Annotated in this window: 23 protein-coding genes; 17 read left to right on the top strand and 6 right to left on the bottom strand. The window is 56.6% G+C overall.

Annotated features, from left to right (window positions below; genetic code table 11):
- Window positions 1-82: 82 nt before the first annotated feature.
- The 3 genes from M3668_RS07345 to M3668_RS07335 all read left to right on the top strand — a co-directional run bounded on the left by M3668_RS07345 (window position 83) and on the right by M3668_RS07335 (window position 3,928).
- Entirely contained in the window at window positions 83-1,909 is a 1,827-nt protein-coding gene (locus M3668_RS07345; protein ID WP_251380204.1) for a phosphoenolpyruvate carboxykinase (GTP), read from the top strand.
- 233 nt (window positions 1,910-2,142) lie between these two features.
- A complete protein-coding gene (locus tag M3668_RS07340; RefSeq protein WP_251380203.1) occupies window positions 2,143-2,616 on the top strand; it encodes an RrF2 family transcriptional regulator in 474 nt (157 codons plus the stop codon).
- 127 nt (window positions 2,617-2,743) lie between these two features.
- The gene (locus tag M3668_RS07335) at window positions 2,744-3,928 is read left to right on the top strand and encodes a globin domain-containing protein (RefSeq protein WP_251380202.1); all 1,185 of its coding nucleotides are present in this window, start codon (window positions 2,744-2,746) and stop codon (window positions 3,926-3,928) included.
- A gap of 82 nt (window positions 3,929-4,010) precedes the next feature.
- Here the strand turns inward: M3668_RS07335 and M3668_RS07330 are convergent, their stop codons facing one another.
- Complete coding sequence (locus M3668_RS07330; protein ID WP_251380200.1) at window positions 4,011-5,414, bottom strand: phosphomannomutase/phosphoglucomutase; 1,404 nt, start codon at window positions 5,412-5,414, stop codon at window positions 4,011-4,013.
- Window positions 5,415-5,550: 136 nt separating this feature from the next.
- On the opposite strand from M3668_RS07330, the gene manA reads away from it, so the two are divergent.
- From manA to M3668_RS07315, 3 genes are all read left to right on the top strand, one after another.
- Window positions 5,551-6,744 carry a mannose-6-phosphate isomerase, class I gene (gene manA / locus M3668_RS07325; protein ID WP_251380198.1) on the top strand — a complete coding sequence of 398 codons (1,194 nt, stop codon included), beginning with the start codon at window positions 5,551-5,553 and terminating at the stop codon, window positions 6,742-6,744.
- A gap of 75 nt (window positions 6,745-6,819) precedes the next feature.
- The gene (locus M3668_RS07320; RefSeq protein WP_237203361.1) at window positions 6,820-7,089 is read left to right on the top strand and encodes an ACT domain-containing protein; all 270 of its coding nucleotides are present in this window, start codon (window positions 6,820-6,822) and stop codon (window positions 7,087-7,089) included.
- A 7-nt stretch (window positions 7,090-7,096) separates the two neighbouring features.
- Entirely contained in the window at window positions 7,097-8,461 is a 1,365-nt protein-coding gene (locus M3668_RS07315) for a PFL family protein (RefSeq protein WP_251380197.1), read from the top strand.
- A 79-nt stretch (window positions 8,462-8,540) separates the two neighbouring features.
- On the opposite strand, the gene yczE is transcribed toward M3668_RS07315, so the two are convergent.
- The gene (yczE, locus tag M3668_RS07310; protein WP_251380196.1) at window positions 8,541-9,200 is read right to left on the bottom strand and encodes a membrane protein YczE; all 660 of its coding nucleotides are present in this window, start codon (window positions 9,198-9,200) and stop codon (window positions 8,541-8,543) included.
- A 116-nt stretch (window positions 9,201-9,316) separates the two neighbouring features.
- Here yczE and nrdD point away from each other — a divergent pair, with 116 nt between their 5' ends.
- Entirely contained in the window at window positions 9,317-9,637 is a 321-nt protein-coding gene (gene nrdD / locus M3668_RS07305; RefSeq protein WP_251380195.1) for an anaerobic ribonucleoside-triphosphate reductase, read from the top strand.
- Here nrdD and M3668_RS07300 read toward each other — a convergent pair.
- Together M3668_RS07300 and tmk are read right to left on the bottom strand one after the other, a co-directional pair.
- Window positions 9,630-10,766 carry a DNA polymerase III subunit delta' gene (locus M3668_RS07300; RefSeq protein ID WP_251380194.1) on the bottom strand — a complete coding sequence of 379 codons (1,137 nt, stop codon included), beginning with the start codon at window positions 10,764-10,766 and terminating at the stop codon, window positions 9,630-9,632. The genes nrdD and M3668_RS07300 overlap by 8 nt on opposite strands.
- Window positions 10,763-11,440 (bottom strand): dTMP kinase, encoded by a 678-nt coding sequence (gene tmk / locus M3668_RS07295; RefSeq protein WP_251380193.1) that lies wholly within the window; start codon window positions 11,438-11,440, stop codon window positions 10,763-10,765. Before tmk ends, M3668_RS07300 begins: the two co-directional genes overlap by 4 nt.
- A gap of 103 nt (window positions 11,441-11,543) precedes the next feature.
- Between tmk and M3668_RS07290 the strand changes: the two genes are divergently transcribed.
- From M3668_RS07290 to M3668_RS07280, 3 genes are all read left to right on the top strand, one after another.
- Window positions 11,544-12,737: a trans-sulfuration enzyme family protein gene (locus tag M3668_RS07290; RefSeq protein ID WP_251380192.1), complete on the top strand. Its 1,194-nt coding sequence runs from the start codon at window positions 11,544-11,546 to the stop codon at window positions 12,735-12,737.
- 12 nt (window positions 12,738-12,749) lie between these two features.
- Entirely contained in the window at window positions 12,750-13,064 is a 315-nt protein-coding gene (locus M3668_RS07285) for a DUF2516 family protein (protein WP_251380191.1), read from the top strand.
- A gap of 153 nt (window positions 13,065-13,217) precedes the next feature.
- Window positions 13,218-13,958 carry a phosphoglyceromutase gene (locus M3668_RS07280; RefSeq protein WP_251380190.1) on the top strand — a complete coding sequence of 247 codons (741 nt, stop codon included), beginning with the start codon at window positions 13,218-13,220 and terminating at the stop codon, window positions 13,956-13,958.
- Between the two features lie 99 nt (window positions 13,959-14,057).
- Here the strand turns inward: M3668_RS07280 and phoU are convergent, their stop codons facing one another.
- On the bottom strand, window positions 14,058-14,717 hold the full coding sequence (gene phoU / locus M3668_RS07275) for a phosphate signaling complex protein PhoU (RefSeq protein WP_251380188.1): 660 nt from the start codon (window positions 14,715-14,717) through the stop codon (window positions 14,058-14,060).
- A 182-nt stretch (window positions 14,718-14,899) separates the two neighbouring features.
- Here phoU and M3668_RS07270 point away from each other — a divergent pair, with 182 nt between their 5' ends.
- Both M3668_RS07270 and M3668_RS07265 read left to right on the top strand, forming a co-directional pair.
- Window positions 14,900-16,093, top strand: coding sequence for a sensor histidine kinase (locus M3668_RS07270; protein WP_251380187.1), 1,194 nt, complete (start codon window positions 14,900-14,902; stop codon window positions 16,091-16,093).
- Window positions 16,094-16,141: 48 nt separating this feature from the next.
- Window positions 16,142-16,822, top strand: coding sequence for a winged helix-turn-helix domain-containing protein (locus tag M3668_RS07265; RefSeq protein ID WP_251380186.1), 681 nt, complete (start codon window positions 16,142-16,144; stop codon window positions 16,820-16,822).
- A gap of 76 nt (window positions 16,823-16,898) precedes the next feature.
- Here M3668_RS07265 and M3668_RS07260 read toward each other — a convergent pair whose 3' ends face one another.
- A complete protein-coding gene (locus M3668_RS07260; protein WP_251380184.1) occupies window positions 16,899-17,429 on the bottom strand; it encodes a hypothetical protein in 531 nt (176 codons plus the stop codon).
- A 226-nt stretch (window positions 17,430-17,655) separates the two neighbouring features.
- Between M3668_RS07260 and M3668_RS07255 the strand changes: the two genes are divergently transcribed.
- The 5 genes from M3668_RS07255 to rlmB all read left to right on the top strand — a co-directional run bounded on the left by M3668_RS07255 (window position 17,656) and on the right by rlmB (window position 22,243).
- A complete protein-coding gene (locus M3668_RS07255; RefSeq protein WP_251380183.1) occupies window positions 17,656-18,141 on the top strand; it encodes a CarD family transcriptional regulator in 486 nt (161 codons plus the stop codon).
- 20 nt (window positions 18,142-18,161) lie between these two features.
- The gene (ispD, locus tag M3668_RS07250) at window positions 18,162-18,941 is read left to right on the top strand and encodes a 2-C-methyl-D-erythritol 4-phosphate cytidylyltransferase (RefSeq protein WP_251380182.1); all 780 of its coding nucleotides are present in this window, start codon (window positions 18,162-18,164) and stop codon (window positions 18,939-18,941) included.
- Entirely contained in the window at window positions 18,938-19,426 is a 489-nt protein-coding gene (gene ispF, locus M3668_RS07245; protein ID WP_251380180.1) for a 2-C-methyl-D-erythritol 2,4-cyclodiphosphate synthase, read from the top strand. The genes ispD and ispF overlap by 4 nt, the downstream gene beginning before the upstream one ends.
- A gap of 321 nt (window positions 19,427-19,747) precedes the next feature.
- Window positions 19,748-21,166, top strand: a complete 1,419-nt coding sequence (cysS, locus tag M3668_RS07240) for a cysteine--tRNA ligase (RefSeq protein WP_251380179.1) — start codon at window positions 19,748-19,750, stop codon at window positions 21,164-21,166.
- A 96-nt stretch (window positions 21,167-21,262) separates the two neighbouring features.
- A complete protein-coding gene (rlmB, locus tag M3668_RS07235; protein ID WP_251380177.1) occupies window positions 21,263-22,243 on the top strand; it encodes a 23S rRNA (guanosine(2251)-2'-O)-methyltransferase RlmB in 981 nt (326 codons plus the stop codon).
- The last annotated feature ends 384 nt before the right edge of the window (window positions 22,244-22,627 follow it).

The raw sequence follows: 22,627 nt of genomic DNA, 5'->3' as shown, positions 1-22,627 counted from the left end.
CCTTAGGCGAAGAGGAGAAGCAGGTGCACGTCGTTCGGCACAGTGGAGTGCCGGTTGAACAAACCTAAAGGGGAAGCGTCAGATGACCGACTTTTCAATTGAAAACGTATCCGCCCAGGCACCCACCACGCATGCAGAGTTGCTGCAGTGGGTTGCTGATATTGCACAGATGACTCAGCCTGACCGCATCTACTGGGCCGACGGAACGCAGCAGGAATACGACCGTTTGGCGGGGGAACTGGTTGAGGCTGGTACCTTCCGTAAGCTGAGCGACCACGAATTCCCTAACTCATATGTAGCGTTTTCTGATCCCGATGATGTTGCTCGCGTTGAGGAGCGCACCTTTATCTGCTCAGAGACCGAAGAGGGCGCCGGCCCCACCAATAACTGGCGCGATCCTCAGGAAATGAAGCAGACTCTGACCGGTCTCTTCACCGGTTCCATGCGCGGCCGAACCATGTACGTTATCCCCTTTGTCATGGGCTCGGTGGACGCTACCAACCCCAAGTTCGGTGTTGAAATTACCGACTCAGCTTACGTGGTCTGCTCCATGCGCATCATGGCGACCATTGGCACCGAGGTCTTGGATAAGATGACCGCCACCAACGCTTTCTTTGTGAAAGCACTGCACTCAGTGGGTGCTCCTCTGGAAGCCGGTCAGCAGGATGTCCCCTGGCCCTGCAACCCCGAGAAGTACATTGTGCAGTTCCCCGAGAGTCGTGAAATCTGGTCCTTCGGTTCGGGCTACGGCGGTAACGCCCTGCTGGGTAAGAAGTGCTACGCCCTGCGTATCGCCTCAGCGATTGGCCGTGATGAGGGCTGGATGGCTGAGCACATGTTGGTTCTCAAGGTGACTAACCCAGAGGGTAAGAGTAAGTTCATGTCCGCTGCCTTCCCTTCAGCCTGCGGCAAAACTAACTTTGCCATGATGGACCCCACTGTTGAGGGCTGGAAGACCGAGATGGTGGGCGATGATATCGCCTGGATCGAATTCCGTGACGGTAAGCCCTTTGTGGTTAACCCTGAAGCAGGTCTTTTTGGTGTTGCTCCCGGGACCGGCTGGTCCACTAACCCCAATGCTATGCGCGCTGTCGCCAAGGGCAACACCATCTTTACTAACGTTGCGCTCACCGATGACAATTCAGTGTGGTGGGAAGGTAAGACCGATGAGGTGCCCGAGCACCTGATCGACTGGCAGGGTAATGACTGGACGCCGGAATCCGGCCGTCCCGCTGCCCACCCCAACTCTCGCTTCTGCACCCCCATTGCCCAGGCTGACATGCTGGCTGAAGAGTACTACGCTCCGGATGGCGTGCCCCTGTCTGCCATCATCTTCGGAGGTCGTCGCAAGACCACTGTGCCCCTGGTGACCGAGGCAAGTAGCTGGGGGCAGGGTGTCTTCCGCGGTGTCACGCTTTCATCAGAGACCACTGCTGCCGCTAAGGGCGCTGTAGGTGTGGTGCGTCGCGACCCCATGGCGATGTTGCCCTTCATTGGCTACAACGCCGGTGATTACATCCAGCACTGGATTGATCTGGGCAAGAAGCACGGTGAAGAAAACATGCCCAAGATTTACTACGTCAACTGGTTCCGTCGCACCCCTGACGGTGGCTTTGCGTGGCCCGGTTTTGGTGAGAACTCCCGCGTGGTTAAGTGGATCTTTGACCGACTGGAGGGAACTGCTGGCGGTGAAGAAACCTTCCTGGGTGTCGTCCCCGGGCCTGGTGACCTGGATGTCACCGGTCTTGATATCACCGAGGCTGAGTTGCAGGCTGCTCTGGCTGTCAATAAGGACGAGTGGGCGCAGGAGCTGCCAGGCATGGACGAATGGCTGACCGCCCTAGGCAATAAGCTACCTGCTGAGATGCATGCCCAGCGTGACGCACTAGCTGAGAACCTGGCGTCCTAAACCAGACCTGTAAGAGGGGCTCTTGTTCATATTAAGCAAGAGCCCCTCTTTGGTGTTCGCTATCACAGGCTTCCTGTGAAGTTCATTCCAAAATCATTTTTTCTCTTGTGCTGGAACTTAAGGAGTACAAAACTATAACAGTTACCATCCTTAGAGGTTCTTGTTCGTTATTTCCGAACTAATAAATAATCTCGATATTAAGGATCGTCCCGGCTATCACTAGGAGCTACGCAATGCGACTCACCGCTTTTTCAGACGTCTCATTGCGCATCCTTATGCTTCTTTCTGGTCTTGACGGGCAGAAAGTCTCCACTCAGACTATTGCTGAGGGTGTGGGTACCCCCTATAACCACGTGGCTAAGTCGGTAGCTTTCTTGGTGAATATGGGCCTCCTTGAATCAACCCGTGGACGCACCGGCGGGGTTCTCTTATCGGACGCCGGTCGGGTGGCAACTGTCGGTCAGGTACTGCGTGCTACCGAGGGCGATGTGGCTATGGTGGAGTGTGAGGGCGGGTCTACTGACTGCCCTATGCGCCATGCCTGCTCCCTGAGGGGCGTTCTTGCTCAGGCTCGTGAGGAGTTCTTTAAGTTACTAGACCCTGTGGTCATTTCTCAGCTGCCCAACGAGAAGCAAATGGGGCCTGTCTTTGTGGAGTTGGGGTTGGGGCCTCTTGGTGGAGCAAGACGTTTGCCCTCAGCCGCCTAGTGCTGATGGAAGAAAACATAACTGCTGACACAACCGGGTGTCAGCAGTTTCTTTTTCTCCTTTATTTCGTATTTAGTATGCTAAATTAAGAGGGGTTAAAAAACACTCAGTTATTAAGGAGACGGATATGCTGTCCGAGAAGTCCCGCCCCGTCATCGAGGCCACCCTGCCCGTTATTGCGGAGCGCATTAACGACATCACCCCCGATTTTTACCAGCGCATGTTCACCGCCCGCCCTGACCTCATGGACGGCATGTTCTCGCGCTCATCTCAGCTAGAGGGCACTCAGCCCAAGGCACTGGCAGGCTCTATCGCCGTCTTTGCCTCCTACATCCTGGCTCACCCCGGCAGGTACCCCGATGAGGTGCTCTCCCGCGTCGCCCACAAGCACGCTGCTCTTGGCCTGCGTCAAGAAGAATACCCCACCGTTTACAAGTACCTTTTCGAGGCAATCGCAGCTAACCTGGGCGATATTCTGACCCCCGAAATAGCTGAAGCCTGGACCGAGGTTTACTGGCTCATGGCAGATGCCCTCATCAAGCTCGAAAAGGGGCTTTACGCTGTTCAGGCCAACAACGCCATGTTCGCCCCCTTCGCTATTGTGCGCCGCGAAGAGACCGGTGAGAACGTGGTTGTTCTGACCCTTGAGCCCGCCAACGCTATTGCCATGACCGACGCTGTTGCCGGCCAGTACGTCTCTATCATCACCAAGGCTAAGGACGGTCTGCGTCAGCCCCGCCAGTTCACCTTGCTGCCCTCTGAGAAGAACCAGCGCCGTGTTGCTATCAAGCTGGACATCAAGGGCGAGATGACTCAGATTCTGCACGAGAAGAAGGTCGGCGACCTCCTCGAACTCTCTAATCCCTACGGTGATGTGACCCTGGGTGCTTTCGGCGATTCAGAAGATCAGCCCCTCTACCTCTTCTCAGCAGGTATTGGCGTGACCCCCATGATCGCTTTCCTTTCAGAGCTGGCAGCTACCGGCTCCAAGCGTGAAGTCATTGTGGTCCACGCTGACCGCTCTTTCACCACCTGGCCTCTGCGCGATGAGATGACCGAGTACGTCAATCTCATCGAGAACGCCCAGCTGGTTTCCTTCGTTGAAGCAGGCGGCGAAGGTAATTTCGAAGGCCGCGTAGACATCAGCAAGCTGGGCGTCCCTGCTCACGCTTCAGCCTACCTCTGTGGCCCGCTGCCTTTCATGCAGGGTGTGCGCTCCCAGCTCATTGAGGCTGGTGTTCCCGGTACCAACATCCAGTACGAAATCTTCGGCCCTGACCAGTGGATGCTGCACGACCAGGCACGCGGTTAGTCTGGCATTAATATAGAGCACCTCTTTAAACGAAGAAGCGGTGGGCACGTAAAACGTGCCCACCGCTTCTTCTTATCTTTGGTTAGCTTTCGCGAACGATGGCAAGAATCTCATCGCGGACACGCTCCATGGTCGCCTGGTCCGGCGCTTCAAGGTTGAGGCGCAGGAAGGGCTCGGTGTTAGAGGGGCGCAGGTTAGCCCACCAACCTTCGGTCTTGTGCTCGAAGGTGGTGCCATCCATGGTATTGATGTCCACGGTGTCGCCGTAGTGGTCGGCAACGCGGGCAATGGCGCCGGCCTTATCCTCAAGCTCTGAGTTAATCTCACCGGAGGGGACATAGGGGGAGTACTTCGCACCAATCTCTGAGAGCGCCTTCTTGGAGGTGCCCAGTGCTGCCAGCACGTGCATAGCAGCTAGCATGCCGGTGTCAGCGTTGAAGAAGTCCTTGAAATAGTAGTGGGCTGAGTGCTCGCCGCCGAAGACGCCATTTTCTTTTGCCATGACAGCTTTGATGAAGGAGTGGCCTACACGGGTCTTGATGGCCTTGCCGCCCTCAGCCTCAACCAACTCGGGTACAGCCTTTGAGGTAATCAGGTTGTAGATGATGACTGGCTCTGCGTTGCCTTCTGCCTGGGCGCGGGCGATTTCACGCTCTGCAACCAGTGCGGTAATTGCTGAGGGGGTGACAGGTTCACCCTTTTCGTCGATGACGAAGCAGCGGTCGGCGTCGCCGTCAAAAGCAAGACCGATATCAGCGCCGTGCTCAACCACTGCCTTCTGTAGATCTACCAGGTTGGCAGGCTCCAGAGGGTTAGCAGGGTGGTTGGGGAAAGAACCGTCTAGCTCGAAGTAGAGGGGAACGATATCCAGGGGCAGACCGGGCAGGATAGTATCGCCCAGGACGGCGGGGGTGGTCATGCCGCCCATGCCGTTACCGGCGTCCACTACAACCTTGAGGGGGCGGATGCCCGAGAGGTCCACCAGGTTGCGCAGGTATTCGGAGTAGCCCTTCAGCACGTCCTTTTCGCTGACCGTTCCTGGGGTTTCAACGGTGGGTATGGTGCCCTCGTTCAGGTATTTCTGTGCCAGGTCGCGTACCTCGAAGAGGCCGGATTCTGAGGAGATGGGCACCGCACCGGCCTTGGACATTTTCATGCCGTTGTACTCGGCGGGGTTGTGCGAGGCGGTGAAGGTGACACCGGCTGCGTTCTCTACACCGCAGGCGTAGTAGAGCTCATCGGTAGAAATCAGACCGATGTTGATGACGTTTGCGCCGCGGGCAGCGGCCCCTTCAGCGAATGCTTCCATGAATTCGCTGCCGGAGGGGCGCATATCGGCACCGACCAAAACGTTCTGGCCCGCCAGTTCAAGCACGTCGACGAAGGCAGCGCCGGTGGCGCGAACGGTATCTGCGGTGATGGTTTCCCCCACAATACCGCGAACATCGTAAGCCTTAAAAGATGCAGTTAAATCAATAGTATTCACAGGGCTAGTCTAGTAGTCTGGCCAGGTTCTACGGCTTAGATTAAGGCTAATTCTGCTGTGATTTATGGCGATAAACACCCAGGGGTGAACCCTGCATAGCTGTCGGCGACAAGGGGTCCATGGTTTCATAGTGAGTATGGGTGAATTATTTTCTCTTGATAATCCGATTCAGAATTATGCGTGGGGCTCGCGTGAAACGCTGGGGCTCATGCGTGGTGTGCCCGTACCCACTGAAGCACCTGAGGCTGAACTGTGGGTGGGCGCTCACTCGTCTGCACCCTCCCTGGCCCACGTGGACGGCGGGACTCAGCCGTTGGACACGCTGGTGGCGCAGAACCCCGACCGGTTCCTTAACCCGAGGCGAGAGAACGATACTTTCCCTTTTCTGTTCAAAATTCTTGCCATTGAATCGCCCCTATCGATTCAGGTTCACCCCACTGCGCAGCAGGCTGCTCGCGGGTACCGGGAAGAAGAGGCGCGTGGAGTTGCCCTGGATGACCCTACCCGCAATTACAAGGACCAGTTCTCTAAACCAGAGACCCTTATCGCGCTGACCCCCATGCGCATTCTCACCGGCGTGCGGGACTTCGCTGAGTTACGTGGCTTTGCTACCACCCTCAAGCTGGACTGGCTCAACGGCGTCCTGGCCCAGGCAAAGACTCCCCGTGATTTGCTGGTTGCGATTGTGCGTATTCCTCAGGACGCCGCTAGCACAGCGACCGCTAAGACCGTCAAAGCTGCCAAGAAATGGGCTAAAAAGCATCGGGATGTGCAGGAGCAGAACTCTGCAATTGCCGGTGCGGTTGAACTGGTTGCCCTGGTGGACGCTAAGTACCCGGGGGATCGCGGTCTGCTGTTGGCTTTGGTGATGAACCTGCTGCACCTGAAACCCGGCGATGCTGTCTTCACTCCTGATGGTCAGGTGCACGCCTATGTTTCGGGTACCGCTATTGAGCTGATGTACCCCTCCGATAACGTGATGCGAGCGGGCTTGACCAGCAAGCACGTTGATGAAGAAGAACTTATCACCGTTTTGGGCGAGCGCCAGAACATCCCTACCATTCAGCGTCCTGCCGCGGGTGCCCTGACAACCTACACCATGTGGGATGAGCGCTTAAGCGTCACCCGCCTGAGCGTCACAGAGGGCGAAGAGCTTGCCCTTCCCCTGGAAGGCGTTGCTGCGACTCTCTGCACAGCCGGCACCGTGGTGGTGCGTGATGAGACCAAGACCTTTACACTCACCGGCACCCAGTCAGTCATGTACGTGGGTGATTCTGCCCAGCTGAGTGTTGCAGGGCAGGGCGAACTCTATATAGCTGCCCAGCGCTAGACCCCCTCTGATATCAACTAAGATAGGGGTGTATCTCGCACGTAACTATCGTGCCCAGCGCTATCAAGGACCAGTATGAAAATCATCCTGACTGTCACCGGCCTCGACCATGAAGGCATCATCGCAGGCGTCACCGGCAAGCTCGCCGAGCGCAAGGTTAATATCGAAAACCTCTCCCAGACTCTGATGCAGGGCTATTTCACCATGATCCTGCAGGGCAGCTTTGATGAAAACCAGCAGTCCATCACCGAGCTACAAGAAGCTATGAAGCCGGTAGAAGAGCAGCAGCAGGTGCAGATTCGCATCCAGTCCGATGCCATTTTCCAGGCCATGCATACCCTCTAGGAGCACCATGTTTTCCGATCGTTCAAGCTCCGTTCTTGAGACCCTGCAGATGATTGACGAGGACCGCCTCGATATCCGCACGGTCACTATGGGTATTTCCCTGCTGGACTGCGCTGACTCAAATGGCGCCGTCGCCCGCCAAAAAATCTACGACAAAATCACCTCCCGCGCTGCTCGCCTGGTTGAGGTAGCCGAGGGCATCGAAGCTGAGCTGGGCATCCCCATCATCAACAAGCGCATTTCGGTAACCCCTATCGCTCTGGTTGCCGGTGCCAGCCAAGATGAAGACTACGTAGAGTTCGCTAAGACCCTAGACGCCGCCGCTAAGGCTGTAGGGGTTAACTTCATCGGCGGTTTCACCGCTCTGGTTGATAAGGGTGCCACCCCTGCCGATGAGAAGCTGATGTGCTCCATTCCGCGCGCGCTCAACGAGACCGATGTGGTCTGTGCCTCCGTCAATATCGGCTCATCTCGCGCCGGCATCAACATGACGGCGGTGCGTACCATGGGCGAAATCGTCCGTGAAACCGCTGAAGGTTCAGCGGAGGCTCACGGCTTTGGTTGCTCCAAGCTGGTGGTCTTCGCCAACGCTGTTTCAGATAACCCCTTTATGGCAGGTGCCTTCCACGGCGTCCAAGAGGCAGACACAGTGGTCTCTGTGGGCGTCTCTGGCCCCGGCGTTATTAAGCGAGCACTGGAAAGCGCTCGCGGTGAATCCTTTGACGTCTGCGCTGAGGTTATCAAGAAAGCAGCCTTCAAGATTACCCGCATGGGTCAGCTGGTAGGCACCCTGGCGGCTGAACGCCTGGGTGTTGAATTTGGCATTGTCGATCTGTCCTTGGCACCCACCGCTGAGGTGGGCGATTCTGTGGCGCACGTGCTGGAAGAAATGGGTCTGGAATCGGTGGGTACCCACGGCACCGTTGCCGCCCTTGCTTTGCTCAACGACGCGGTTAAGAAGGGCGGGCTCATGGCCTGCTCGCACGTAGGTGGCCTATCTGGCTCCTTCATCCCGATCTCTGAGGATATCGGCATGATTGAAGCCGCTGCCGCCGGCAAGATTACCTTGGATAAGCTAGAGGCCATGACCGCTATTTGCTCAGTGGGTTTGGATATGGTGGCTATTCCCGGTGACACCCCGGCGTCCACCATCGCAGCCATGATTGCCGACGAGGCGGCAATTGGCGTCATGAACCACAAGACCACCGCAGTGCGCGTCATTCCTGCTATCGGGCTGGAAATCGGTGACATGGTGGAGTTCGGTGGCCTGCTGGGTCGCGCCCCCGTCATGCCTACCCACCCCGAATCGGCTGAGCTCTTTGCCGCCCGCGGCGGCCGCATTCCCTCACCGGTGCATGGCTTCCGTAACTAGACCTCTTGATTAAAACTGCGGCCCCCTATCAGCTGATAGGGGGCCGCAGTTTTAATGTGGCTAGTCGCCGTTATCTCCGTCAGTTCCGGGTTCTGGGCGTCAGGCGCACTGTCACCTTGGGGAGGAACCAGCCGATGAGCGGACCGATGGTGAAGGCAATGAGTAGAGTGCCGATACCGAACTGGCCGCCCATCGCGATACCGGCAAGCACTACGCTGACCTCTAGCACTGAACGCACGAGCCAGACCGGGCGTCCGGTCACCCGCACCAGGCCGGTCATGAGACCATCGCGCGGGCCGGAGCCAAACTGCGCACCCAGGTAGAGGGCATCAAAGAAAGAGAAGAGCAGGATACCCACCAGCAGGTAGGCCCACTGTAGCAATGTATGAGAGGGGTCGGGAATAAAGCCCATAGCAACATCTGCTGAAAGACCCACCAGCACGGCGTTAGCCAGGGTGCCTAGCCCCGGCATCTCTTTGAGAGGAATCCAAAAGAGCAGCACCACAAAAGAAGTGATGATGGTAATCAACCCGTAGGAAGCTCCGGTGAGTTCCATGATGCCTAGAGTGAGCACATCCCAGCCCAGGGCGCCCAACCCTGCCTTGATGAGAAGAGCGCAGGACGCACCAAAGCCGATCAGTCCGATAACGAGCATGGGTAGGCGCAGGGCCAGCTTGCCAGCTCGTAGCTGCTGCAGTGGCGTCAGATGGGCCAGGGATGAGGGGCTTGTTTGAGGCATCCTTCCATCATAGGGTTTGCCGTCAGTTCTCTGAAAACACCGGTGTGATGCAATCAATTTTTGAGAAGAAATAACCCACAGACGCTGGAAGCTATCTTGATTATGCCTTTGACCGGGTGGGTTACCTGGGAACCAATACTCCCATTGATGCCTGTTATGAGTGCGTTTTTGAAGGAGAGTTTGTGTTAACGGCAGACGGTTTTACCTCTCCTCAGGGCGGCGACGTTAACCCGAAAATCTGCGATGTGGTTAAGCGGACCTGCGGTTATCTACGTAACCCGCTTAAGCTATCAGCCGGCTACCTGGCTAGCTACCAGTCTTTCAGTTTCACAGACGGGCCAGGCGTCCGCCACCCCGTCTATGTCTCTGGCCTTCCACGGCTCCAACAACCAGTGCATCCTTCACCTGAAGACCACCACGAGGCTGTGCCTACCTAACAAACCCCGTCATCATCGCCTCAAAAGCTAGGCGGGGGCTGGCATTGCTCTGCAGACGGCGCCGGGTGGCGGCAACAGCATCCAGGTGGGCAAGGGTGCGTTCGGCAGATTCAGCTGCTGCATAATCGTAGAGCCCCTGGCCCAGGTGAGCGTTGATGAGCTCTGAATCGGTGCGCAGCTGTAGGGTCAGCACATCCCTCAACACGGTCTGAATATCAGCCAGGAAACGGTCCAGGGTATCAGTTTGTATGCGCTTGGCGCGACGTTTCTGGTCCTCTTCTAGCTGACGTAGCTGCGAGCGGTGAGTGGGCGAGAGCCGCTCACCGTCCTCGTAGCCTAAGGACATCAGCAGTGCAGCTCGCTCCGTGTCATTACGGGCGCTAGCATCTGCTTCAGCTTCAGCTTCGGCAATGGAAATCAGTTCGTCGGCTGCTTCCATCGCAGCAGCCACGGTAGGCAGGGAGATCGGTAGACGCACCACCCTACTGCGGCGCTTACGCGCATCTTCATCCTCGGCCAGCCTGCGAGCTACCTCAAGATTGCCCTGAGACATACGGGCCGCCAGTTCAGCGGCCTCCGGCGCGTGCCCACCTGAGACCAGAGCAGCAGTAACAGCATCAGTGGTGGGTACCTTTAGGTTCACCGGGCGGCAGCGTGATCTGATTGTCACCAGCACATCGGCAGGGGAGGGCGCAGTCAACAGCCAAATAGTATGTGGCGGCGGCTCTTCAATCGCTTTGAGCAGCACGTTCGAGGTGCGTTCAGGCATGCGGTCCGCATCCTCAATCAGCATGACGCGCCAGCGCCCCACTGCCGGGCGATCTTGCGCCCGCACCACAAAATCACGAGCCTCGTCGATAGTGATCTGCGTTTTTTCGGTTCTGAAATGCACAAAATCCGCGTGGGACCCACTCAGCACGGTCTGGCAGGAACGGCAGGCGCCACAGCCGCGCTGGCCGAGTTCGCGCTCGCAGAGCAGTGCAGCTGCAAAGGCAAGGGCTGCGGTCTCCCGCCCGGCACCGGGTGGGCCGGTAAAGAGCCAGGCGTGGGTGGGGCGTTCATCGGCGGACGCCCGCTGCAGGGCGGTCAGCGCATCGGGCTGGCCGATGAGGGTATCCCAGACGCTCATGAGAGCACCTTCAAGGCTGCTGCTAAGACGTCCCGGTGTACTTCCTGAACAGACTGTGCCCCGTCAATCACCGCGTAGCGTGCGGGGGCAGCCGCGGCGCGGGCGCGGAAGGTTTCGTGCAGGGCCGCGTAGAAACTATCATCTGCTGATTCCATGCGATCAGCCTGGCCGCGGGCACCGGCACGCTCGCGCCCTTCCCCTAGAGGAACGTCCAGTAGCACGGTGGTGTGGGGCAGAAGATTGGACGTGGCCCAGAGACTCAGGTCGACAATGTTCTCGACGCCCAGACCGCGCCCGGCACCCTGGTAGGCAGCTGACGAGTCGATATAGCGGTCGCAAAGCACCACTTTGCCCTCTGCAAGGGCTGGGCGAATTTTCTGGTGGGCATGGGCAGCTCGGGAGGCTGCGAAGATGAGCGCTTCGGTATGAGGGTCCACTTCCCCCTGTCCGTGTTCCAGCACTAGAGCGCGCAGTTTTTCCCCGATGTCGGTGCCTCCTGGCTCACGGGTCACCAGCACATTAAAGCCGCGGTCGGTCAGTGCCTGGGCCAGCAGTTTGATCTGAGTGGTCTTGCCCGACCCGTCACCACCTTCAAAGGCAATGAAAAAGCCGCTACCGGTATTCTGCCCGACAGTGGCGTCAATTTCTGGAGTGTAGTTTAGCGCGTGTCTCACGGGTATAAGCCTACCAAGGCCCAGCGATCGTCACAGTTGCCCGAGTCTTAGCAATTGAACTTTTGTGTCTACGGATGAGCCCGGTGGGCGTAGGCTAGTGTTCATGACTGAACAGAAGCTATCCCCTGAAACTCTGGCCGTCTCTGCCGGCCGCCCTGCCCATGAGCACGATGCCCCGGTCAACACTCCGATTATGATGACCTCCACCTTCCGTGGCGCTGGCACCGTCGATACGATCAACGACAAGGTATACGCGCGGTTTGATAACCCCTCCTGGAATGGGCTCGAAGAGGTTATCGCTGATCTTGAGGGTGCCTCTCTGCCCGGTCTACTTTTTGCTTCGGGTATGGCAGCGGTCGCCGCTGTTGAAGATCTCGTGCCAGTTGGCTCCGCTATCTTGATTCCCAAGCATGCCTACATGGCTTCTATTTCTATCGCTAAGAAGCTTGAACGCCGGGGTATCACCGAGGTGATCCGCATTGACGTGGACGATACGCAGGGAGCTATTGAGGCGATAGAAGCTGCGGCTGCGGCTCGCGGGGTGACCGCACAGAACATTGATTACGCAGCGCCTCAGGTGCTGCTCTGGTTGGAAAGCCCCACCAACCCCATGCTGGAGGTCGCTGATCTTCCCGCTCTCATTGAGGCAGCCCAGCGCCTTGGTGTGGTCACTGCTGTTGATAACACCTTTGCTACTCCGCTGCTGCAGCGCCCCCTGCAGTTGGGCGCTGACATTGTGGTGCACTCGGCCACCAAGTTCATTGCGGGGCATTCAGATGTAGTACTGGGCCTGGCCGTCACCAACCGCCCCGAAATCCGCGCCGTTATGCTGGAGCACCGCTCACTCAACGGCGCTATTCCCGGCCCCTTTGAAGCCTTTTTGGGGTTGAGAGGCGTACGCACTTTGGCCCTGCGTATGAAGAAATCAGTTCAGAACGCCCAGGTTCTCGCTGAGCGTCTGAGCCAGCACCCCGCTGTTGAAGAGGTCCGTTACCCAGGTCTTCCCACTGACCGCTACCACGAACGCGCCAAGGCGCAGATGGACGGCTTCGGCGCTATCCTCTGCGTGGTGCTCAAGGCTGATGTAGCCCAGACCGAAGAGGTGATGAACCGCCTGCATCTCTGGACTCCCGCAACGTCCTTAGGTGGCGTAGAATCACTGATTGAGCGCCGCCGCCGTCACGGGTCCGAGCCGGTCAGCATCCCTGAATCGCTTTTGCGTCTATCGGTGGGTATTGAGAATGCCGATGATCTTTACGCTGACCTTGACCAGGCGCTGACCCTTCTGACCGACTAAGGAAAAGGCACTATGCGCCCCTACGAACTCGTAATCTTTACACAGTATTATGTTCAGTTGATACTGGCTGTGGCTTTGGCTGCCGTCGCAATTTTTGCTTTCATTGAGGCTGCTCGTGCTAGCGGGTATGCCTACCAGAGTGCTTTTAAACGTACTAAGGGTTTCTGGATGGGTGTTACCGGGGCCTCCGCAGTTTTCTTGGTTCTCATGGCGGTGCAGGCTTCACAGTTCGTTGGTGGCTCCCTCTTCATACAGCTCATTGCGGCAACTGCCGTAGGAGTCTTCCTGGCGGATGTCCGCCCGGTCGTTTCGGTGCGTCGCCGCTAAGACCTCTGCACCCCTGCCGGCGTAGGTAGCGGTCTGCGAGTCTGTGCTTTGAACCCACACAGTTCATGATGAACTGCCCGTACCACGAGCGGTTTTCGTGAATCTGTGTGGGTTTACCTTTTATTTGCAGGGTTTAAGTGGGATAATGGTGCTATGACTTACAAATTGGTACTGCTCCGTCACGGGCAATCAGAATGGAACGAAAAGAACCTCTTCACCGGGTGGGTAGATGTGGCACTGACCGAAAAGGGTCGTGCTGAGGCTACTCGTGGTGGTGAGCTGATGAAGGAGCGCGATATCCTTCCCGATATCGTTCACACCTCTCTGCAGCGTCGCGCTATCAACACCGCTAACCTGGCTCTTGACGCGGCTGACCGTCACTGGATTCCCGTCAAGCGCAACTGGCGCCTGAACGAGCGTCACTACGGTGCGCTCCAGGGCAAGGACAAGACTCAGACCCTAGAGACCTACGGTGAAGAGCAGTTCATGACCTGGCGTCGTTCCTACGACATCGCTCCTCCCGTTCTTGATGATAATGATGAGTTCTCGCAGGCTAACGATCCCCGTTACGCTGACATTGAAAACGCTCCTCGCACCGAGTGCCTCAAAGACGTCCTCGAGCGTATGCTCCCTTACTGGGAATCAGACATTAAGGAAGATCTGAAGGCTGGCAAGACCGTTCTGGTCGCTGCGCACGGTAACTCCCTGCGTGCCTTGGTCAAGAACCTTGAGGGTATTTCAGATGAGGACATCGCCGATCTGAACATTCCCACCGGTATCCCCCTCTACTACGAGCTGGATGATAACTTCACGCCTGTTGGCCCCGGCGAATACCTGGACCCCGAGGCAGCTAAGGACGCCATCAAGGCTGTAGCTAACCAGGGTAAGAAGTAAATCTTTCACCTAGGCTAGACCTTAAAGCCGGACGCCGGCACCCACTGGGGTGCCGGCGTCCGGCTTTTATATTTTCTGGGCAGAAGCTCTTGCCGGGTTCTACAGGCTTTGGGGAACCGCGTTCCAGTCACCGGTGACCAGGTAGGTCACCTTGCGAGCTACTGAAACCCCGTGGTCGCCGAAGCGCTCTAGGTAACGGGAAGCGAGAGTGACGTCCACTGTTGTTTGTGCGGGGTGGTCCCAGTCGTCGGCTGCCATGCGGTTGAAGACCTCTACGTGTAGTTCGTTGATACGTACCTTGTGCTTGGCAATATCTTGGGCGTGGGAGAGCTCGCGGGTTTCGAGTAGAGCAATCACGCTATCGATGATTTTTTTATCCAGTTCAATGATTTCAGTGAAAATGGGGGTGATGGAATCGGGAAGCACGGGGGCAGGGTAGCGCATGCGCGCTACCTGGGCTACGTGGCGTGCAAGGTCACCCATGCGTTCTAGGGAGGAGCTCATGCGCAGAGCGCCTACAATCATGCGAAGGTCAGAAGCAACGGGCCCCTGCAGAGCCAGAATGTCGATGGAGCGTTCGTCCAGCTCATTTTGCATGAAGTCAATGCGAGCATCGTTGGAAATAACTTCTTCGGCTTCTTGGATATCAGTTTCTAAGAAGGCGTTGGAAGCACGTTCTAGAGCTTCTTTGACGAGGGTTGCGATTTGAATGAGCTCTTCGCCCACATGCTGGAGTTCAGCTTGGAAGACTTTACGCAAGAGCGCGTCCTTTCCACACGGGTACATTAGCGGTGTGCAGCGGCGCGCGGCCGATGCTTACCCTTTAGGGTCTCAGGTTCATGTGAACGAAACTCTATACGTGGGTAAACGTTAGTTGAACCCACGGGATTATTGGTGGTTTTCGTGCTTAAAAGATGACGGCGCACCCTAAGCTGATAGATGTGAACTTTATCGTAAGCATTTTATGCGCGGCTCTTCTGGGCCTGGTGGTGGGCGCTGTCAGCATCCTTGCTGTGCAGCGTAGCGAGCGGCAACGGGCTCGGTGGGCTGATGTTGAGGAACCTACCGTGAGTGACGGTGCTGCTGAAGTACTTGCTGTGATTGGCAGGGCCTACGTGGTGGTGGACGCTGTGGACGGCGTGGTGCAGGCTTCTCCGGGCGCCTATGCCTTGGGCCTGGTAAGGGGCCACACGGTGGTTGCGGAGGAGATGCTGGAGCTAATCGATCAGGTTCGCACCAAGGGTGCTATCGCTGAGAAGGAGATTGTGCTGACCCGCGGTTTTTATGAGGAAAACCGTTTGGTCATTGATCTGAGAGTTGCACCGGTAGGTGATGAGTACATTTTGGTCTTGGCTGATGACCGCACTGAGATTACCCGCGCCCAAACCGTACGTACTGACTTCGTCGCTAACGTTTCCCATGAGTTGAAGACACCGGTAGGTGCTATTGGCTTGATGGCCGAAGCTATCGAAACTTCGGTCGATGACCCGGAATCAGTGCTCTATTTCTCTAGTAAGCTCAAGAAGGAATCCCAGCGCCTGGCTGCCCTGGTGCAGGATGTTATTGAGCTATCCCGTCTGCAGTCTGCTGACGTGGTGCTGACTTCTACCCTGGTTGATATCAGCCAAATGGTTGCCGATGCGGTGGACCGCAACCGGCTAACGGCAGAAGGCAAAAATATCGATTTGCTGGTGGGCGGTAGATGTCTACGGCCCGTGCACGGTGATCCTGAGCTGTTGGGCACCGCTCTGCGTAACTTAATTGAAAACGCTATCCGTTACTCCCCTGAGAATACGAAGGTGGGCATCGGGGTGAGTGTGAAAGAGGGCACTGTTAGAATTTCAGTGAAGGATGAAGGCCCAGGCATCCCCGAAGACGAGCAAGATCGAATTTTTGAACGTTTTTACCGTGTAGACCCTGCCCGCTCACGCCAGACCGGTGGGACCGGCTTGGGGTTGAGCATCGTTAAACATATCGTGGGTCAGCACGGTGGTGAGGTTACCCTCTGGTCAAAGCAGGGTGAGGGGTCAACCTTCACCATTGCCCTGCCTTTGGTTGATGAGGTCAGTGAACAAGATTTGCTGGGAGAGAGCACCGAAACTGGTGCGCTCTCCCAGATAGTACAAGATAAGTAAATAAGATAACGCTGGATTTTCAGCGAAAACTATAAGGACGCAGAAGACGTGACCCGAATTTTAGTGGTTGAAGACGAAGAGTCGCTGAGTGATCCCCTTGCCTTTTTGCTGGGACGGGAGGGCTTCGATGTTCAGGTCGTAGATAACGGGCTGGACGCTGTTACTGAGTTTGAACGTAATGGTGCTGATTTGGTGCTGCTGGATGTGATGTTGCCGGGCCAGTCTGGGATGGAGGTCTGTAAGCAGATTCGGTCAAGTAGCGCGGTACCCATCATCATGCTGACGGCGAAGGATTCAGAGATTGATAAGGTGTTGGGCCTTGAGCTGGGCGCCGATGACTATGTCACCAAGCCCTATTCCTCGCGTGAGCTGATCGCTCGTGTGCGTGCGGTATTGCGTCGCCAGGGTGAGGTTGAGGAGCAGGACTCGGGCGCTCTTGAAGGTGGCCCGGTGCGTATGGATATTGAGCGGCACGTGGTTACTGTTACGGGGGAACCTATCTCGATGCCCCTCAAGGAGTTTGAGCTCCTTGAAATGCTCCTGCGCAACGCGGGTCGTGTCATGACCCGTTCTCAGCTGATTGACCGGGTGTGGGGGGCTGATTATGTAGGGGATACCAAGACCCTTGACGTCCATATTAAGCGTCTGCGTTCGAAGGTCGAGCCTGACCCCTCATCCCCGCGTTATGTAGTTACGGTGCGCGGCCTGGGCTATAAGTTTGAGCCCTAAGCCCGCCACCTTCTAGGGCCATTAAAAAACTAAGCCCCTCGATGTAGCACCGAGGGGCTTAGTTGTATGTGCTTGCTTAGCGGTCTGCTTCTTCTGAAGCTGAGGCGCTAGCTGATGCTGCATTGGGCAGGTAGGGGGCATACTCATCGTGTGAGCCGTCCAGTACCGGCACATTGAAAGTAGTGGACTCATCAGTGACGTTGGAAGAAACTTCAACATCCATCAGGGTCATACCGGGATTAGCGCCGGTCTCGGCCAGGGTGGTCGCCTGATCCTCGTCTTCCAAGCGAACTTCGCTGTTTGCCTCAACATCAACGGTGACGGTTTCAGTGGGGAAGGCGAGGGTGACGGTGGCGTTCTCATCGGTCTGGTTCAGAATGGTGCCCAGGAGGCGGCCTTCTTCTGCTTCGCCAGAGGAAATCACCATGATGTTACGCAACTGAACGTCTTCATTACCCAGGTTAGCCATCTGGCCATCTGATGCTGAGTAAATGATGGTGGTGGGCTGCTCGTAAATGTAGCCGCAACCGGTTGCTGTCAGCATGAATGAAGCGACCAGAACAGAGGCACCTGCTCGTTTAAGGGTCTTAGAAGCTGCAAACTTCACGGCTTGTACTCCTTGTATAGGTTCGAAGGCTTCCCGCGCTCGGCGGGAAAAGTGTGTATGCACAGTTTTGTGTCGTTGGGTCACATTCTATCTGGTTTGCCGACGGAACGTCTGTATCAGAGCCGTGAGGTACTAAAAGAATGCACACGTGTGGTCAATATTAATCTTTAAACTACACGATAAACCTCTCATGATAGACTAGATAGGCTGAAAGGGGTTTATCCATATGGTTTTTGAGGTTGGCGAGACCGTCGTTTACCCTCACCACGGAGCTGCAACAATCGAAGAGATTAAGATGCGCAAAATCCGTGGCGAAGAAAAGATGTACCTGAAACTCAAGGTTGCTAATGGCGACCTGGTGATTGAGGTTCCCGCAGAGAATGTTGATATGGTCGGCGTGCGCGATGTCGTTGATGAGCGAGGCCTTCAGGAGGTCATTGAAGTTCTGCAGGCAACCGATACTGAAGAAGCATCCAACTGGTCGCGCCGGTACAAGGCTAACGTTGAGAAACTGGCGTCCGGTGATGTTTTGAAGGTAGCTGAGGTCGTACGCGATTTGTGGCGGCGAGAGAATGATCGTGGTCTGTCTGCTGGTGAGAAGCGCATGCTGGCTAAAGCACGTCAGATTCTTTCCTCTGAGGTAGCCCTGGCGAAGGACATCGAAGAGTCCGCCGCTGAGGTAGAGCTCGATAAGATCCTCGAAGCGGTCTAAATCGGGTATGCTCACTGACTGTGAGCGAGAATTTTTTTGATGCAGCGAGCACCGAAACCGTATCTAACGGTTCGGTGCTCGCTCTTGTTATTGTGGCAGCCGGTTCTGGGTCCAGGCTAGGCGCCGCGGTGCCCAAGGCCGCGGTGAAGGTAGCGGGTAAGACGCTGTTGGAATGGGCACTTGAGGGTGCTGGGTCTGCTGGAGTAGCGGCCCGCATCGTTGTCACCGTCCCACCGGGGGACAGGGACTTGAGGCTGGTCTGCCAGAAATTTGGTGCCCTAGCGGTTGAGGGTGGAGCTACCCGCGCAGAGTCGGTCACCGCCGCACTCACAGCGCTTTCAAGTGCTCAGTCCCAGCCTGGCTTTAGTGACGCGCTACCCACCGGCGTCCTGGTGCATGACGCTGCTCGTTGCTTCACTCCGGCCCAGGTTTTTCATCGGGTAGCCAGCGCCCTTGCTGAGGGAAAGCGGGCTGTTATCCCGGTAGTACCGGTGGTGGATACGATTAAGACTGTAGATGACCGGGGCTATGTCACCGGGACTCCCGCCCGTACTGCTCTGCGGGCGGTGCAAACTCCGCAGGGGTTTGACCTTCCCACCCTGCTAGAGGCTCACCGTCAAGTGGGGGGTCTGCCACCGTCCATAGCTGAGAGCATCACCGATGATGCCATGCTGGCAGAAACACTTCAGATACCGGTGGCAACGGTAGCTGGAGCTAGCGAATCTTTCAAAATTACAACCCCGCTCGATTTTGCCCTTGCACAAGCATTGCACGGTGGCGTAGATAAGGAGACTGCATGATTCCCCGCATTGGAACAGGTACCGATGTTCACGCTTTTGGTCAGGAGGGTACCGAGTTGTGGGTCGCCGGTCTTCACTGGCCGGGTCAACTTGGCTTATCTGGCCACTCGGATGGCGACGTGGTAGCTCATGCTGCTGCTGATGCGCTTTTCTCCGCTGCAGGTCTGGGGGATTTAGGGTCTAATTTTGGTGTGGACCGGCCTGATATGGCAGGCGCTTCCGGTGTGCGTATTCTTTCGGAGGCAGCGGAGCTTGTACGAGCTGCCGGTTTTGATATTGGCAATATTGCTGTGCAGCTGATTGGTAACCGGCCCAAGTTTTCCCCTCGGCGGGAGGAGGCTAACCGCGTCCTCTCTGAGGCTGCGGGTGCCCCGGTCACCATTACGGCTACCACCACCGACGGGTTGGGGCTAACTGGCAGAGGGGAGGGCGTGGCGGCTACCGCCGTGGCTCTGGTTTATGCGCAGGATGATAGCGCCCACTAAGCTTCAGGGGCTTACTGGCTACAATAGTCCCCCTCAGAGCGGCCGGGGAAGCCATCGAGAAGGTAGCTGTGTGCCCATACTCTTGTAAATTCATGCATATTCTCCCTGAAGGTGCTCGGCAAGGTTCTGTGCGCCTTCTACGCTCATGACTCGATTCTGCCTACCCACCCAGACACTGACATCACTGTCTTGAGGCAGACGATGAAAACTAAAGCCACATGCCTATATGAGGCGCAGAAGACCCCCTCGTCATAGCTCACCTCTTGCACCTTATGACCTTCAGCTACCTGCAGCCGGGTACCAGTCGGTAAACTGGGGTATGTGACTATACGTTTTTACGATTCAGCAACTTCCACCATCCGCGACTTTCAGCCGGTTCACCCGGGCGAGGCGGGCATCTACTACTGCGGTGCCACCGTGCAGGGTGCACCTCATATCGGGCATATCCGCTCCGGCCTGGTCTTTGACCAGTTAGCTCGTTGGCTGTCCTACCGCGGGCTGAAAGTCACCACCGTTCGTAATGTCACCGACATCGATGACAAAATTCTGGTGAACTCCGCATCCTCTTGCGAGGATAGCTACACCGGAGACCACCCCCGCGAAGAGTGGTGGGCGCTGGCCTACCGTTTCGAAAAGATTTTTGGGCAGGCTTATGCCGCCCTCAATATTGCACCTCCCACCTATGAGCCGCGTGCAACCGGCCACATCCCGGAGATGTTCGCCCTTATTCAGCGTCTTATCGACCGCGGCTATGCTTACCCTGCCCTCGATGACTCCGGCGATGTCTACTTCGATGTGCGCTCCTGGCCGCAGTATGGTTCGCTGACGCACCAGAGCATTGATGATATGCAGGACGCCCCCGACGCCGACCCCCGCGGTAAGCGTGATCCCCGTGACTTCGCCCTGTGGAAGGGCTACAAGCAGGGCGAGCCGGAAACCGCATCGTGGGTTTCTCCCTGGGGAAAGGGGCGCCCCGGCTGGCACCTAGAGTGCTCCGCCATGGCGGGTAAGTACCTGGGCGAAACCTTCGATATTCACGGTGGAGGTCTGGACCTGCGCTTCCCCCATCACGAGAATGAGATGGCACAGTCCCAGGCAGCCGGCTACGGGTTTGCCAACTTTTGGATGCACAACGGCTTGGTCACCTATGAGGGCGAAAAAATGTCCAAGTCCATTGGTAACACAGTTTCCCCCGAAGACATGCTGGCTGCAGCCCGCCCCCTAGCGGTGCGCTACTACCTGGGCCAGGCGCACTACCGCTCGGTCCTGGACTACCGCGCCACCTCCCTTGATGAAGCCCGTGTTGCAGTAGAACGTATTGAGGCTTTCCTGGCAAAGACTCAGAGCTATCACAGCGCTAGCTCCGTCGTCCCTGCAGCTTTTGCTGAAGCGATGGATGATGATCTGGGTATCCCCCAAGCGCTCGCCGTCCTGCATGAGAAGGTCAAGGCCGGTAACGCTGCGCTGGTAGCAGGCGGTAGCGCTGAAACCGAAGCCTCAGAGGTATACGCCATGGCAAAAGTGCTGGGTCTGGTGGAACTCATGAACTTTGGCGGGTCGGCAGATACTGGTGGGGAACATGCCGCTCTGGACTCTCTCATTCAGACTATGCTGGCCCAGCGAACCGAGGCGCGTGCCGCCAAGGATTGGGCGAAGGCCGATGAAATTCGTGATGCCCTTGCTGCCGCAGGCTTGACGATCAAGGATGGGACCAGCGGTTCCACCTGGTCACTCGGTTAGCGTCCGCAACCTGCCGTGCCCTAGCTCTCGTCCCAAAGATGCAGTGCTGTCGGTAAGCTAGTAGGCAAGCAAGAATCTTTCAAACAAAGGAATACTATGGCTAAGGCTGGCTCACGCCCCGGCGCAACCACCAAGAAGAAGGGCCCTTCTAAGGGCACCGGCGGTCACGGACGCAAGGCTCTAGAGGGTCGCGGGAGCACTCCCAAGGCAGAGGACCGTGTCTACCACAAGGCGCACAAGATGAAGCGTGCTGCTGAGAATCGTCAGGTGACCAACACCGTGCGCTCACGTTCACCCCGACTGGGTGGCAAGCGCGCCTCTGATGAGCTGGCTACCGGCCGTAACTCTGTGCTTGAGGCTTTGCAGACCGGCATCCCGGCTAAGACCCTCTTTGTGATGTCCCGTATTGAGGTTGATGACCGCGTGCGTGAAATTTTGACCGAGGCTAATAAACAGGGTCTCCCTATCCTTGAAATTGGTCGAGGCGAGCTGGATCGTCTCACCGATAACTCGGTGCACCAGGGCGTGGCACTGCAGATCCCTCCGTATAAGTACCCCGATGCGGGCAACATGGTACTAGATACTATGGACCGCTGGTACGACAAGAAGATGGATACCCCTCCTCTATTTGTTGCTCTGGACGGTATTACCGATCCGCGCAACCTGGGTGCGATTATCCGTAGCGTGTCTGCTTTTGCTGGTAATGGTGTCATTATCCCTGAGCGTCGCAGTGCGGCTATGACCGCTTCAGCCTGGAAGACTTCTTCGGGTGCCGCGGCTCGTATTCCCGTTGCAAAGGCGACCAACCTGGTGCGTGTCATTGAGCAGGCAAAGGACGCTGGTGTCTTCGTAGTGGGTCTGGATGGCGGCGGCGATGTCGATCTTCCTAACCTTGAGCTGGCGTCAGAACCCCTGATGATTGTGGTGGGTTCTGAGGGTAAGGGGCTTTCACGTTTGGTGACCGAGAAGTGCGATCAGATTGTATCCATCCCGATTAGCTCAGCTATGGAATCCCTCAATGCTTCTATGGCTGTGGGTATCTCTCTCTACGAGGTATCCCGTCGGCGCGCTGCCTAGAGAACTTCAGTTTTCGCTCTCTAGGTAGATAACGCCCCAGAATTCTTTGCAGAATGTGTTTGCGGAGGGTTTTGGGGCGTTTTTCTGCCTTAAAAACCCTTTTTAGAGTATTTTTAAAAGAAATTTATATGTGCTGGGTCATAGATTTAAGCCATAGACCTGCTTCACTCAAACGCTCTGACCAGGACTTTTAATGCTAAAAAGAACGCGCACCTTGACCCCGGTCACCCTTTTTGCTTTCTTAGGGCAAGGTTTTAGCTCTTTTTCGAGTTGCGCCCCTGTTTGAACCTGCGTAAAGTATTACCAGTCGCCGCGGCACAGGGATAAAAACCTGAAGGCCACGGAAGGACAAAACGCCTAATCACATAGTGTTTCCCACTGCTT

Source organism: Rothia sp. P100, assembly GCF_023712425.1.
Lineage (GTDB): Bacteria > Actinomycetota > Actinomycetes > Actinomycetales > Micrococcaceae > Rothia > Rothia endophytica.
Note: the sequence above shows the minus strand (reverse complement) of the source record. Positions and strands in the feature narration are given on the sequence as shown.